The organism is Allobranchiibius sp. GilTou73 (genome assembly GCF_021391335.1).
Lineage (GTDB): Bacteria > Actinomycetota > Actinomycetes > Actinomycetales > Dermatophilaceae > Allobranchiibius > Allobranchiibius huperziae.
Map to the genome: position 1 here is coordinate 228,405 of NZ_CP090051.1, position 12,297 is coordinate 240,701.

Annotated in this window: 11 protein-coding genes; 6 read left to right on the top strand and 5 right to left on the bottom strand. The window is 70.4% G+C overall.

What is annotated here, in order from left to right; genetic code table 11:
• Positions 1 to 29: 29 nt before the first annotated feature.
• Entirely contained in the window at positions 30 to 1,400 is a 1,371-nt protein-coding gene (locus LVQ62_RS01145; protein ID WP_233763926.1) for an HNH endonuclease signature motif containing protein, read from the bottom strand.
• A 269-nt stretch (positions 1,401 to 1,669) separates the two neighbouring features.
• Positions 1,670 to 3,091 carry a D-alanyl-D-alanine carboxypeptidase/D-alanyl-D-alanine-endopeptidase gene (gene dacB / locus LVQ62_RS01150; RefSeq protein WP_233763928.1) on the bottom strand — a complete coding sequence of 474 codons (1,422 nt, stop codon included), beginning with the start codon at positions 3,089 to 3,091 and terminating at the stop codon, positions 1,670 to 1,672.
• A 99-nt stretch (positions 3,092 to 3,190) separates the two neighbouring features.
• Between dacB and LVQ62_RS01155 the strand changes: the two genes are divergently transcribed.
• Positions 3,191 to 3,781, top strand: coding sequence for an inorganic diphosphatase (locus LVQ62_RS01155; protein WP_179478736.1), 591 nt, complete (start codon positions 3,191 to 3,193; stop codon positions 3,779 to 3,781).
• Between the two features lie 72 nt (positions 3,782 to 3,853).
• Here LVQ62_RS01155 and LVQ62_RS01160 read toward each other — a convergent pair whose 3' ends face one another.
• The gene (locus tag LVQ62_RS01160; protein WP_233763930.1) at positions 3,854 to 5,164 is read right to left on the bottom strand and encodes a nitrate/nitrite transporter; all 1,311 of its coding nucleotides are present in this window, start codon (positions 5,162 to 5,164) and stop codon (positions 3,854 to 3,856) included.
• A 59-nt stretch (positions 5,165 to 5,223) separates the two neighbouring features.
• Between LVQ62_RS01160 and LVQ62_RS01165 the strand changes: the two genes are divergently transcribed.
• A complete protein-coding gene (locus LVQ62_RS01165) occupies positions 5,224 to 6,093 on the top strand; it encodes an alpha/beta fold hydrolase (protein WP_233763931.1) in 870 nt (289 codons plus the stop codon).
• A 24-nt stretch (positions 6,094 to 6,117) separates the two neighbouring features.
• Here the strand turns inward: LVQ62_RS01165 and LVQ62_RS01170 are convergent, their stop codons facing one another.
• Positions 6,118 to 6,366, bottom strand: coding sequence for a hypothetical protein (locus LVQ62_RS01170; protein WP_179478734.1), 249 nt, complete (start codon positions 6,364 to 6,366; stop codon positions 6,118 to 6,120).
• 122 nt (positions 6,367 to 6,488) lie between these two features.
• Between LVQ62_RS01170 and LVQ62_RS01175 the strand changes: the two genes are divergently transcribed.
• Positions 6,489 to 7,487, top strand: coding sequence for a LuxR C-terminal-related transcriptional regulator (locus LVQ62_RS01175; RefSeq protein WP_233763933.1), 999 nt, complete (start codon positions 6,489 to 6,491; stop codon positions 7,485 to 7,487).
• A 151-nt stretch (positions 7,488 to 7,638) separates the two neighbouring features.
• On the opposite strand, the gene LVQ62_RS01180 is transcribed toward LVQ62_RS01175, so the two are convergent.
• Complete coding sequence (locus LVQ62_RS01180) at positions 7,639 to 9,090, bottom strand: NAD(P)/FAD-dependent oxidoreductase (RefSeq protein WP_233763935.1); 1,452 nt, start codon at positions 9,088 to 9,090, stop codon at positions 7,639 to 7,641.
• Positions 9,091 to 9,373: 283 nt separating this feature from the next.
• Between LVQ62_RS01180 and LVQ62_RS01185 the strand changes: the two genes are divergently transcribed.
• Genes LVQ62_RS01185 through LVQ62_RS01195 form a run of 3 tightly spaced genes read left to right on the top strand, consistent with a single transcriptional unit; the run spans position 9,374 to position 12,226 of the window.
• Entirely contained in the window at positions 9,374 to 10,855 is a 1,482-nt protein-coding gene (locus LVQ62_RS01185) for a DEAD/DEAH box helicase (RefSeq protein ID WP_233763937.1), read from the top strand.
• A gap of 43 nt (positions 10,856 to 10,898) precedes the next feature.
• On the top strand, positions 10,899 to 11,984 hold the full coding sequence (locus LVQ62_RS01190) for a low specificity L-threonine aldolase (RefSeq protein ID WP_233763939.1): 1,086 nt from the start codon (positions 10,899 to 10,901) through the stop codon (positions 11,982 to 11,984).
• A 50-nt stretch (positions 11,985 to 12,034) separates the two neighbouring features.
• Positions 12,035 to 12,226 carry a hypothetical protein gene (locus LVQ62_RS01195; RefSeq protein WP_233763942.1) on the top strand — a complete coding sequence of 64 codons (192 nt, stop codon included), beginning with the start codon at positions 12,035 to 12,037 and terminating at the stop codon, positions 12,224 to 12,226.
• Positions 12,227 to 12,297: the final 71 nt, after the last annotated feature.

Genomic DNA, 12,297 nt, shown 5'->3' on the forward strand with positions numbered 1-12,297 from the left:
GTCCGTCGACGGATGTGAACGCCGTCGCGTCATGCGGCGGGTCGTTGGCCGGGTCGGGTGGGCATGAGCCCTGGGGTGAGGTCCCAGGTGACGCCGGTCTTCGTGACGGTGGCGGTCAGCAGGTCGCGGTGCACGATGGTGTGGTGCCGGGCGCACAACAAGGCTGCGTTGGTCAGTGTTGTCTGTCCGCCGGCCCACCAGGGCCTCACATGATGGGCATCGCACCAGTCGGGTGGTCGGTCGCAACCGGGGAAGGTGCAGTGCTGGTCGCGGTGGATGATCGCGGTCCGCAGGCCGCCGGTGAAGAGGCGTTTGGCACGTCCGACGTCCAACGGTTCCGACTCCCCACCCAGGACTGCGGGGATCAGGTCGGCGTCGCACGCCATCCGCCGAAGGGTGCCGGCGTCGAGATGCTCACCGTCGGTGGTGCGTCCGATCCCCGGCACGTGCGTCGGTGTGAATCTGCCGCTGTCTGAACCGTGTTGGGCCAGTCGACCCGCGTCTCGGAGTCCCTCGTAGAGGGTGTTGTAATCCAGGGTGACCAGGATCTTGGCGGTCCCGCCGAACTCCCCGACGGGCCGCGGGCTGGTGCCGTCCAACACGCCGGCCGCGGTGTCGATCAGGCGCACCAAGGCATCCGCGCGCCGCTTGGCCGGGGTCCGGGTGTCGCGCTCGGGCGCACTGGTCGCGGTTTCCAGCAGCGTCCCGGTATTCGGCACGCCGTCAGGGTCGCCCGTGCCGGTGGCACAAGGCTGCGGTGCGGGCGCGGACAGCGCGCGCAGGGCGTGTTTGACCACCGCGGCGTGTGCGCCGGACAGTTCGGCCACGAACCGGGTCAGCCCGGACGGTAGGTCGGCCCAGAAGACCGACTCGCAGTCCTGCTGACGTTCCTCGTCCCGTACCAGCCGTTCGGGGGCGTACTCACCCAGGATCCGGTTGCTGAGCTGCCGCAGCGTCCGACACCCGTGATCCGACAGGCTCAGGTAGCGGCCGAGCAGGTCATCACGGTCGGCGGTCGGCAACTGGGGCAGGATCCGGGGCACTTCCCGCAGTGCCACGTCGGCGACCGACACACTCGCCGCCCCGGTTGCCAACGCGTCAACTACGACGTGGTTGCGGGGATCGGCGCAGTCCACCCCCACCCTCCCGACCCTACGGGCCACGGCCGGTTCCACGCCGGCCGCCTGCCTGTCCACCCACGCCGGTGCCCCTGTCGCGGTGAAGTTCGCGACCGTCCCGCGACCCAGCGCATCCGCGGTCGCCAACGCAGCGACGTTCTCCATCCGGCTGCCCATCCGCAGCATCGACCCGACCACCTCACCCAGCGCCGCTTCGTCCAGCTGCCACAGGGCAACCGGCCACTCCTCCAACGCGGTGGCGAACTCACCGAGCAGGGCCATCAACCGGGCGCCCGTGCCAGGCGCTGGGGGACTATGTACGTCGGTCGTCGACTGCGCCATGGCCCCTCCTGCGCTGGTGATGGCACCCCTTGCCATCTATCCTGAATCATACGCCTGTTCGATACACTGCACAAGGGTTGTTGTGGCGGATATCGTTGCGGATAATGACGATTCAAGGACTTTCTATCCACATCCCCCTTGTCGAGGTTCATGCTCCAGGAGTTGTCCACACCCGTCTCTGGACCACTCGACATGCGCCGCAGTCGGGCCTACGGGCAGCCGCATTCGTGGATGGCGGTGACCACCGTGTCGATGGCCGCCCTGGCCCCCGTGGGTCCCTGAGGCTGCGGACCGTTGCTGATGATCGCGAAGACCAGCAGCCGTCCCTGCACGTCGAGCACGGTGCCGGCGAGCGAGTTCACCGACGGCAGGCTGCCGGTCTTGGCGCGCACCCATCCGGCGCCGTCCCGCGTGGCGGGAGTGCCGTACCGGTTGCCCAGGGTGCCGCTCCAGCCGCCGACGGCCAGCCGCGTGAGCACCGGGGCGAACTGCGGGTCCTTGCCCGAGGTCGCCCCGACGAGCAGATCGCCGAGCAGGCGGGCCGTCAGGGTGGTGCCGTCGGAGAGGCCGCAGACGTCGGCGAGCTTCACTCCGGTCAGATCGAATCCGCCGGCGGCCAGGCGCGCCAGCAGCCACCGGGTCAGCGCCGCCTCGGAGTCCGCCCGGGTGCCCGAGCGGTACGCCGCCTGGCGGGCGAGCGACTCGATCATCGCGTTGTCGCTCTCCTGCAGGGCGTAACCGAGCTGGTCGAGCAGCGGCGCCGACCGCACCGAGGCCACGGTGGCCGCGCCGACCGGAGCCGTCGCCGGCGTACCGACGGTCGCCTCGATTCCCTTGGCCCGCAGGGCTGTTGCGAGCGCGGCGGTCGTGCTGGCGTCGGGGTTCGCGACGGCGGGCCCGCTCTCCGCGTGCTGCGTCGACAGCCCGAGCATCGCGATCCGGGTGGTGAAACCCATGTCGAGCAGGTCCTGTCCCCACCCGGGTGCGGTCGCCGGCCCCGGGGCGTACGACGCGTCGTACGCGAGACGCACGGAGTTCAGTCCCTGCTTCTTCAGCCCGGCGGCGATCTGGGTCGCGAGATCCCCGACCCCGGCGCGACCGCACACGGCGTTCGGGTTGCCCGCCTTCGGGTTGAGGCAGGTGTCGCCGCCGGCCACCAGCACCATGGATCCGCGAGCGGCCGAGACGACCTTCGTGGTGAACGTCCCCTCGAGAGGGAGGGTGTGCGAGATCGCCCAGGCGGTCAGCAGCTTGGTCGTCGAGGCGGGCGTCATCGAGGTGCCCGCGCCCTGGTCGTAGAGGTCGGTGCCGGTCGTCGCGTCGCGCACGGTCATGGTGACCTTGGACGTGAGGCCGACGGCCTTCTGTGCGGCCTGGATCCGTGCCTTCAAGGAAGCGGCGCCGGGCTCGGGTCCGGTATCGAAGCCGGCGACGTCGGGTGCGGTCGGCGCGCGCGGCGGGGCGACCGACGGACCGACGGTCGAGTGCCCGGGCACGGGCACGGCCGGTCGGGTGGCCGCGGCACGGGTGAGGACGCCGGGCACCACGTCGTACACGTCGAGGGTGGCGTACGCCGCCAACGCGGCTACGACTCCCCCTGCGGCGAGCCCGACCTTGCCGGAGCGGCGCATCCTCACCCCCTCGTCACGCAGGCGTTTCGCGATCGGCCCGCGGGTGCGGGAGACTGCCTGCCGCAGACATCATCACACCCGAAGATTCGAGGAAGTCGCATGGAGTTCGACGTCACCATCGAGATCCCCCGTGGCACCCGTAACAAGTACGAGGTCGACCACGAGACGGGGCGCATCCGGCTGGACCGGTTGCTGTTCACGGCGATGAGTTACCCCTCGGACTACGGCTACATCGAGGACACCCTCGGCGAGGACGGCGACCCGCTCGACGCGCTCGTGCTGCTAGACCAGCCGACGTTCCCGGGGTGTGTGGTGCGCGCCCGAGCGATCGGCGTCTTCCGGATGGTCGACGAGGCCGGCGGCGACGACAAGATCCTCTGCGTGCCCGCGGGCGACCCGCGCCAGGACGGCGTCAAGGACCTGGGCGACGTCAGCGACTTCCTGCTGAAGGAGGTGCAGCACTTCTTCGAGACCTACAAGGCGCTCGAGCCCGGCAAGAGCGTCGAGGAGGGTGCGCACTGGATCGGCGTCGAGGAGGCCGACAAGGTCGTCCAGGGTGCGCTCGACAAGGCGAAGGCCGAGGGCGTGACGACCGCGCGCTGGGCGATGCCGGGCCACGCGGCGGGCGAGACCGCGCACGGCATCGACCGCGCGGGCGACGGCTCGCAGGCGGCCCAGCCCGAGAGCTGACCCGCCACGACATCGGGGGTACGTGCGCGCTCGATCGGGGGCGCGCGTACCCCATTGTTCGGAGGTCGGGGTCTAGCGGTGGCGAGCGGGCAAGAGATGCGCCCACTGGTCCACGTCGCCGTGCACGATCGCGCGGGTCTTGCGGCGGTAGCGCACGATCATCGCGATCCCGAACGCCCACCCGGCGTACTGCACCGACAGCGCACCTTGGAAACCGGCGGTCGTGTACGCCGACGGTCCGCCCGGGCAGATCCGGTCCAACACCAGCCCGACGGCGAACACCGCGGCCAGTGAGGCTGCGAACCCGCCGACGTTGACGATGCCGGTGGCGCTGCCGATCCGCTCCAGTGGGTTGAAGCTGCGCGCGAGGTCGAAGCCGATCATCGAGCCGGGCGACCCGACGGCGGTCACCGCGACGAGCACGATCAGCAGCCACAGCGGCGCTCGCCCGTGCCACAGCAGCACCGCGGTCCACACCGCGACGATGGCGCCGAGCGCTCCCAGCACCAGCGTGGAGCGCGAGTAGGGGAACCGGCCGAGGTAGATCCCGAGCAGCGGACTGGTGATCAGCGACACGATCACCATCAGCGACAGCAGAAGGCTCGCCGCGCCGGAGCTGAGGCCTTCGCCGCGGGTGAGGAACGGGAATCCCCAGATCATCGTGAAGAGGTTGCTGGAGAACGGCAGCGTGAAGTGGCACCACAGGCCGAGACGGGTGCCCGGCTCACGCCACGACAGACGCACGGCCCGCGCCACCGCACGCAGCTTCAGCTCGGTGCGCTCCGCGGCGGCGTACGGCGTGTCCTTCACCACCAGGACCATCACCACCCCGAGGACGAGGCCGGTGGCCGAGGCGATGAGGAAGCTCGTCTCCCAGCCGTACCCGCGCAGGACGGCCACCAGCGGCGCCGCCGCCGCGAGCGCTCCGAGCTGACCGATGACGCCGGTCATCTGCGTTACCAGGGGTGTTCGCGCCGGCGGTATCCAGAGCGCGACCAGCCGCAGCACGGACACGAAGGTCATGGCGTCGCCCATGCCGACGAAGACCCGCGCGATGATCCCGACCGCGAAGGAGTGCGCGAAGGCGAACGCCAGCTGCGCCAGGCTCATCAGCACCACGCCGATCGACAGCAGCACCTTGGAGCCGACCCGGTCCAGCAGCGCGCCGACCGGCACCTGCATGGCGGCGTACACCCCGAGCTGCACCATCACGAAGGTCGCCAGCTGCGCGGAGCTGATGTGGAAGCGGTGCGCGGCGATCAGCCCGGCGACCCCGAGGGAGCTGCGGTTGAAGACGGCCAGCACGTAGATGGCGAGACCGCCCGCCCACACGGCGTACGCGCGACGTCCGCCGATCGGGTAGCGCAGCATCGGGTCGGTCACGGGAGCGATTCTCGCAGCGCGACTTTCCCCCGACGCCGTCGAGGCGGTTGGGTGGGGGCATGGACACCTTCACCCATGACGGGTTGACCTTCGACGTCACCGACCGCGGCCCGGCCGACGGCCCGGTGGTCGTGCTGCTGCACGGCTTCCCGCAGGACCGCACCGCCTGGGACGAGGTGACCCCGCTACTGAACGACGCCGGCCTGCGCACCCTGGCGCCGGACCAGCGCGGCTACTCCCCGCGTGCGACCCCGGACGGCCGCTCGTCGTACACGCTGGAGAAGCTGCTCGGCGACACGCTCGCCCTGATCGACGCGAGCGGCGCCCAGCGCGTGCACCTGGTGGGCCACGACTGGGGCGGGGCGGTCGCGTGGGCGATGGCCGGGCGGCATCCCGACCGGCTGGAGTCCCTGACTGTCTGCTCGACCCCGCACCCGAAAGCGATGGCGTGGGCGTTCCGGCACGGCGACCAGGCGCGAAAGAGCGCGTACATGCTCGGTTTCCAGGTGCCGTGGCTCGCCGAACGTCTCACCCACAAGCGGCTCTTCGGCATCTACCGCGCGCTCGGGATGCCCAAGGAACGCGCCGCGGCGTACGTCGCCCGCTTCCCGACGCCGCGGAGCCTCACCGGCCCGCTCGGCTGGTATCGCGCGATGCCGGCCAGCAAGGCGATGCGCCAGAGCATGCTGCCGGGGAAGAAGAAGGCGCCCTCGAGCGCGCCGCGACCCGACCGGCGGATCACCGTGCCGACGACGTTCGTCTGGGGTGCCCGTGATGCGGCGCTCGGGAGGGCCGCGGCGGAGAAGACGGCCGACTACGTCTCTGCCGACTACCGATTCGTCGAGGTGGACGAGAACCACTGGGTGCCTGAGCTGCAGCCGCAGGTCGTCGCCGACGCCGTCCTCGCGCGGGCCGGCAGCGCGTCCTAGCGGGACGCGTCGAGCCGGCTGGTCCTAGCGGGACGCGCCGGGGTGACGGTTCTTCGGGTCGTGCTCGTCGCCCGGCGTGCCCAGCACCGGCAGCGTCGGCCCAGGGCGCGGACCGCCGCGCCGCCGATCGCGCATCCGCCCGACCCACGCGATCAGCAGGAAGAGGATCACGAAGATCGCAGCGAGGCCGAAGAAGCCCAGTCCGATGCCGATGGCATGACCCGAGCCCTCGTCGAGCTTGGCGGAGTAGGCGGGGAGCGATGCGGTGACCACGAGGTCGATTGTCGCGCATCGTCCTGGGTCCCCTCTGCGAGCCGTCGCGATTCACGGCGACGCGCGAACGTTCCAGGGGAAGCGGGGCACCTGACCCGGTGCTCGATGTCAGTATCGGTGCCATGAGCACGGGGACACAGGTGGATTTCTCGCCGGCGACGGCGCAGGCGTTGCGGCGTGCAGGTCAGCTCATGCGACAGACCGAGCAGGGGGACGTGCACGGCCTGTACGAGGCGGCCCGCGGCGCTCTGATCCACGTGGCCGACGTCGACGCGTGCTACGTCGGCCACTATCGCGGCAGCAACCGACTGGTGATCCCCTACCTCTACGACCGCGGCAAGCCCGGGGCGCCCGACGTCATGTCGTTCGGGGAGTTCGGCCTGTCGCACTGGCTGCGCACCTGGGGCAAGACCTACACGTTCGCGCAGGACAGGGGCCGTCTCGTGCACTCCGGCAAGTCGTTCGGCGAGGACGGCGACCCCAGGACCGTCCAGGATGCGATCGTGGCGCCGTTGCTGGAGCCGGACGGCTCGGTATCCGGCATGTTGGCCGCCCTCAGCTACACCTCCCGCCACTTCTCGCAGGAGAGCGTGGCTGTCGTGGAATGGCTGGCGCGGCAATTGCGCCGGGCCATCAGTCGGGACGCCGAGGACATCACCGATCTGGATCTGGTCACCACGGGGTCCGAGACCGCACTGGACCGCAGCGCCGATCTGGTGCATGCCATCTCCGATCGACTGAGGCGGCTGCAGGCGAAGGTCGATCAGTCGACCTCGTCCCTGGAGGGCAGCTCATCGGCCGCGGACGTGGAATCCGTAGCTGCTCAGTTGCGCTCGATCAGCTTGCTGTGTGGACGCTTCGATACCGAATTGGCACTGTTGGCAACGGAGCCGGGTGCAGCCGCGGGACCGCACGCGCCCCTCACCGACCGCGAGGCGGCCGTGGCGCGGCTGGTCGTGCAGGAGGGCCTGTCCAACTCGGAGATCGCGTCCCGACTCGTCATCAGCGAGAAGACCGTCAAGACGCATCTGTCCCACGTCTTCCAGAAGGTGGGCGTGAGCCAGCGTTCGGAGCTGCGATATGTCGCCTCATCCACGGTCCTAGGACTATCCGAGGCGTAAACCTAGGCCTCAGTCCTATGGGTCGGGGCGTGATGGCACTCCAAGATGGAGCCCGGGAAGGCCGCACCGGCCCGAGCCAGGGGGAGCACCCACCGTGTGCCGTAGGGGGAGCGCGGGTGTGCGAGCAGGTATTGGGCCGGTGCTGCGTTCCTCATTCGATGCCCAGCTCGGGTGCGCCCAGGCCGTAGCGGTCACGCAGAGCCGTGCGGGCGGCGTACCAGCCGCTCAGGCCGTGCACCGACGGGCCGGGTGACGTCGCCGAGGAGCCGAGGTAGAGCCCGTCGATCGGGGTGCGCCACGGCGTGCGGGACACCACGGGCCGCTTGATCAACTGGGCCATCGTGACAGCGCCCGTCGCGAAGTCGCCGCCGGCGAAGTTGGGGCTCACGTCGGCGAATCTGCTTGCTGGCGTTGCGGATCGGGCCAGGATCAGATCGCGGATGCCGGGCGCGTGCTCCTGCACCATGTCGAGCATCGCCTCGGTGCGGTCGACCGGGCAGTCGTAGGGCACATGTGTGTAGGCCCACAGCGTGGCCTTGCCCTCCGGCGCGCGGGTGGGATCGATGACGCTCGGCTGCACGAGCAGCACATAGGGCCGGTCCGGCAGTCGCCCCTTCGCGACGTCCCGTTCGCTCGCGGCGATCTGCTGGCGGGTGCCCCCGAGGTGGATCGTCGGTGTACGCCGCAGCTCCGCGTCGGTCCACGGCACCGGCCCGTCCAGGGCGAGATCCATCTTGGCCACGCCGTTGCCGTGCCGGAAGCGGCGCAGCGCGCCCAGGTATCTGGCCGGCAGGCGGTCTCGCCCGATGCTCGCCAGCAGCCTGGTCGACACGTCGAGTACGACCGTGTCGTAGTCGGCCAGCGCACTCAGGTCGCGCACCCGCGTGCCGGTGACGATGCGTCCGCCGTGGGCCTCGAAGTCCGCGGCGAGCGCGTCGGCGATCGCCTGGCTGCCGCCGATCGGCACCGGCCACCCGGCGGCATGCGCGTGGGTGCCGAGCGCCAGCCCGGCGCCGGCCATCGCGAGCCGTGGGTGGGATCCGATGGTGTGCGCGGCCGCGCCGGTGAGGAGCGCGGGGGCGACCTCCTCATGGAAACGCAGTCGCCATGCAGGAGAGCCCTGTTCGAGCGCTCGTAGGCCGTATTCGAGTGTCACCGCAGGTTCGGTCGGGAGCTGCAGCAGGGACTCCCCGGTGAACCGCGTCAGCTGCTCCACCCGTCGGACCAGGGGGGCGAAGAGCCGCCGGTATGCCGCACCGTCAGGCCCCAGCGCCTCTGCCGTGCGGTCCAGATCGCGGTAGGCGATGCCGCTGCGCCCGTGCGGAAGCGGGTGGCCGAAGGAGATCTCCGGCACGCGCAGGTCGATGCGGCGTTCGATCTGGAACTGCCGGAAGAACGGCGACGCCAGGGCCATCGGGTGCACCGCGGACGCGACGTCGTGATGGAAGCCCGGGAGCGTCAGTGCGCGCGTGCCCGCTCCCCCGCCGATCCGGTCGGCCTGCTCAAGGAGGTCGACCCGCAGCCCGGCGCGCGCCAAGGTGACCGCCGCGGCGAGCCCGTTGGGGCCCGCTCCCACGACGACCGCGTCCCGCTCCCCCGCCATACGACCGAGTCTTGCAGCACCCTCCTCCCGAGTGGCATACCTATGCCTCCAGTGCACCTCCTGCAGATATGCCGCTCGACGCAGATGTCTGCCACTGGGGGTCCAGACACTCCGCATGCACGCGCCGATTCGGCTCACAGCCTTCGCGCCGGTATCGTGAGGTGCATCAGTTCGGCGTCTGTCTCACCCACGAATTGATCCGCATGTCGAGTTTGCTCCATGCGCGGCCCTCCAGCCTGGAGAACCGGCCGGTCCGGGGAGACTTCTTCTAGATCGCGATTTGATGACTTCAACTTTCACTGACTTCGGCGTGCCCGCTCTCCTGGTCGACGTACTGACCGGCCAAGGCATCGCCGAGCCCACTCCCATCCAGGCCGCGACCCTGCGCGACTCGCTCGCAGGTCGCGACGTGCTCGGCCGCGGCCGCACGGGCTCCGGCAAGACGCTGGCCTTCTCCCTCCCCCTGGTGGCGCGCCTCGCCGAGTCCAAGCGCCCCCGCGTGGCTCGCAAACCGCACGCGCTGATCCTGGCCCCGACGCGCGAACTGGTCACCCAGATCGACGCCGTGATCAAGCCGCTGGCCCACACGATGGGCCTGAACACCCTGACCGTCTTCGGCGGGGTCGGCCAGAACCCGCAGGTACGCGGCCTGCAGGCCGGTGTCGACATCCTGATCGCCTGCCCGGGTCGCCTGGAAGACCTTATTTCTCAGGGGTTCTGCCGCCTGGACGACGTGCAGGTCACCATCCTCGACGAGGCCGACCACATGGCCGACCTGGGCTTCCTGCCCGGCGTACGCCGGCTGCTGCGCCAGACGCCGAAGGACGGCCAGCGGCTGCTCTTCTCGGCCACCCTGGACAAGGCGATCGACGTCTTGGTCCGTGAGTTCCTGCGCAAGCCGGTGACGCACGAGGCCGATTCGGCCCAATCCCCCGTCGCCGCGATGTCCCATCACGTCCTCGGGCTCGAGAAGGACCTGCGGGTGCCGGTGCTGGTCGACCTGACGTCGGCACCGGGCCGGACCATCGTCTTCACCCGCACCAAGCACGGCGCGAAAGCCCTTGCGCGACAGCTGAACAGCCGTGGCGTTCCGGCGGTCGACCTGCACGGCAACCTCGGCCAGAACGCGCGCACCCGCAACATGGAGGCCTTCAGCTCCGGTGCTGTGCACACCCTCGTCGCCACGGACGTCGCGGCGCGCGGCATCCACGTCGACGACGTCGCGTTGGTCATCCACGCCGACCCGCCGTCGGAGCACAAGGCGTACCTGCACCGTTCGGGTCGTACCGCGCGGGCCGGCGCCGCGGGCTCCGTCATCACCTTGATGACCCCCGATCAGCGCGGCGACGTCCGCAGCCTCACCCGGGCCGCGGGCATCCACCCGACGACCACGCAGGTCACCAACACCGAGCACCCGGTGCTGCGCGAACTCGCCCCGGGCGAGCGCGTCCTGGTCGAGGGGTACGTCCCGCCGTCCGCCCCGCAGCAGCAGCGTCAGCCGAAGAAGCCCGCTACCGGCCAGGCGGGCGGTCGCGGACGCGGTCGCGGTGCCGGCTCCGGTGCGGGACGACCCGCGAGTGGCTCGGGCGGCGGTCCTCGTCGCAACGGGTCCGGTTCCGGTTCCGGCGGTACGACGTCGGGTTCGGGTCCTCGCCGCTCCGGCGGAGGCTCTGGCTCCCGCACTGCGGGTTCAGGCTCGCGCGGCGCGGGTGCGGCGTCGGGCGGCAACCACTCGGCGGCGAACTTCAGCCGCCGCTCGCGCTGACCCGACAGCGGTCTCTGTTTCCGGCGGGGTGTTCGATGGGCGAGTGACGACCACTCCCCACGAACCCCCGGCGACCGACGCACCCCCCACCCGGTACCTCAACGGTGACAGCCCCAAATCCGCCACGGACCTGCTGGCCACCATCCCGGCGGACACGCAGACCGACCTGTACGGCAACGGCGGCGCGGTGGAGGGGCTCGAGCGGTACACCGCCGAGTTGCTCGGCAAGCCTGCGGCGGTCTTCTTTCCCAGCGGCATCATGGGCCAGGGCGCAGCACTCACCGTGCACGCCGCCCGGCACGAGTCGTCCACCGTCGCGTGGCATCCGACCGCGCATCCGCAGGTGCACGAACTGGACACAATTACTCGTCTGCACCGCCTCACGACGCGCACGGTCGGCGATCCGGCCCGCCTGCTGCAGCTGTCCGACCTGGAAGCCGTCCCCGAGCAACTCGCCGTCCTGCTGCTGGAACTCCCGCAGCGGGAAATCGGTGGCCAGCTGCCGACCTGGGATGAGCTGACCTCGCACGTGCAGTGGGCGCGCGAGCACGACGTGTATCTGCACCTGGACGGCGCTCGCCTCTGGGAGGCGTCGGCGTCGTACGACCGCTCCCCAGCGGTCATCGCGGCGCTCTTCGACACCGTCTACGTGTCGTTCTACAAGGGCATCGGCGCGCTGTCCGGATGCTGCGTCGCAGGCGAGTCGGACATCGCGGACGAACTGCGCGAATGGCGCCGGCGGCTGGGCGGCACCCTGTACGGGCTGTGGCCGCTCGCCGCGTCTGCCCTCGCGCTGCTGCCGGAACGGTTGCCGGAGATGCCTGCCCGGCTGACGCACGCCCGCGCCATCGCCGACGCACTGCGCCCGGTAGCCGGCGTCACGGTCGTCCCCGATCCGCCGCACACCTCGATGATGCACCTGCTGCTGCAGGTGGACGAGCCGACGTTCACCGCGAACGCCGCTCGCATCCTGGAGCGCGACGGACTGCAGACCTTCCGCGGCGCACAGAGCACGATCGACCCGAACGTCGTGAAGGTCGAGCTCAACGTCGGCCGAGCCACCCTGCAGCTCTCCCCAGACGACATCGCCGCCGCGATCGCCGAACTGGTTACGCAAACCCCCGCGTAGCATCGACCAAGCAGCTATCGAACGACACCGCCGACGCAGGAGTGAATGTCTTGAAGAAGCCGGCGTGGGTCGTCCTCGGTGTCGTGGTGGCACTGCTCGGGTTGGTGTTCACCCTGCAGGGCATCGGGGTGATGAAAGGGTCCTCGATGAGCAACAACATGTTCTGGGCGGTGGCCGGCCCGATCATCATCATCGTCGGCCTCGCAGTGGCCGCGGCGGGCGCGAGGGGCCGATCCCGCTGAGCCGCCTAGGGATTCGCCGCACTCACTCATCGCGAGACGATGAGGGGTCCAGTGCTGACGAGGGCTCGCCT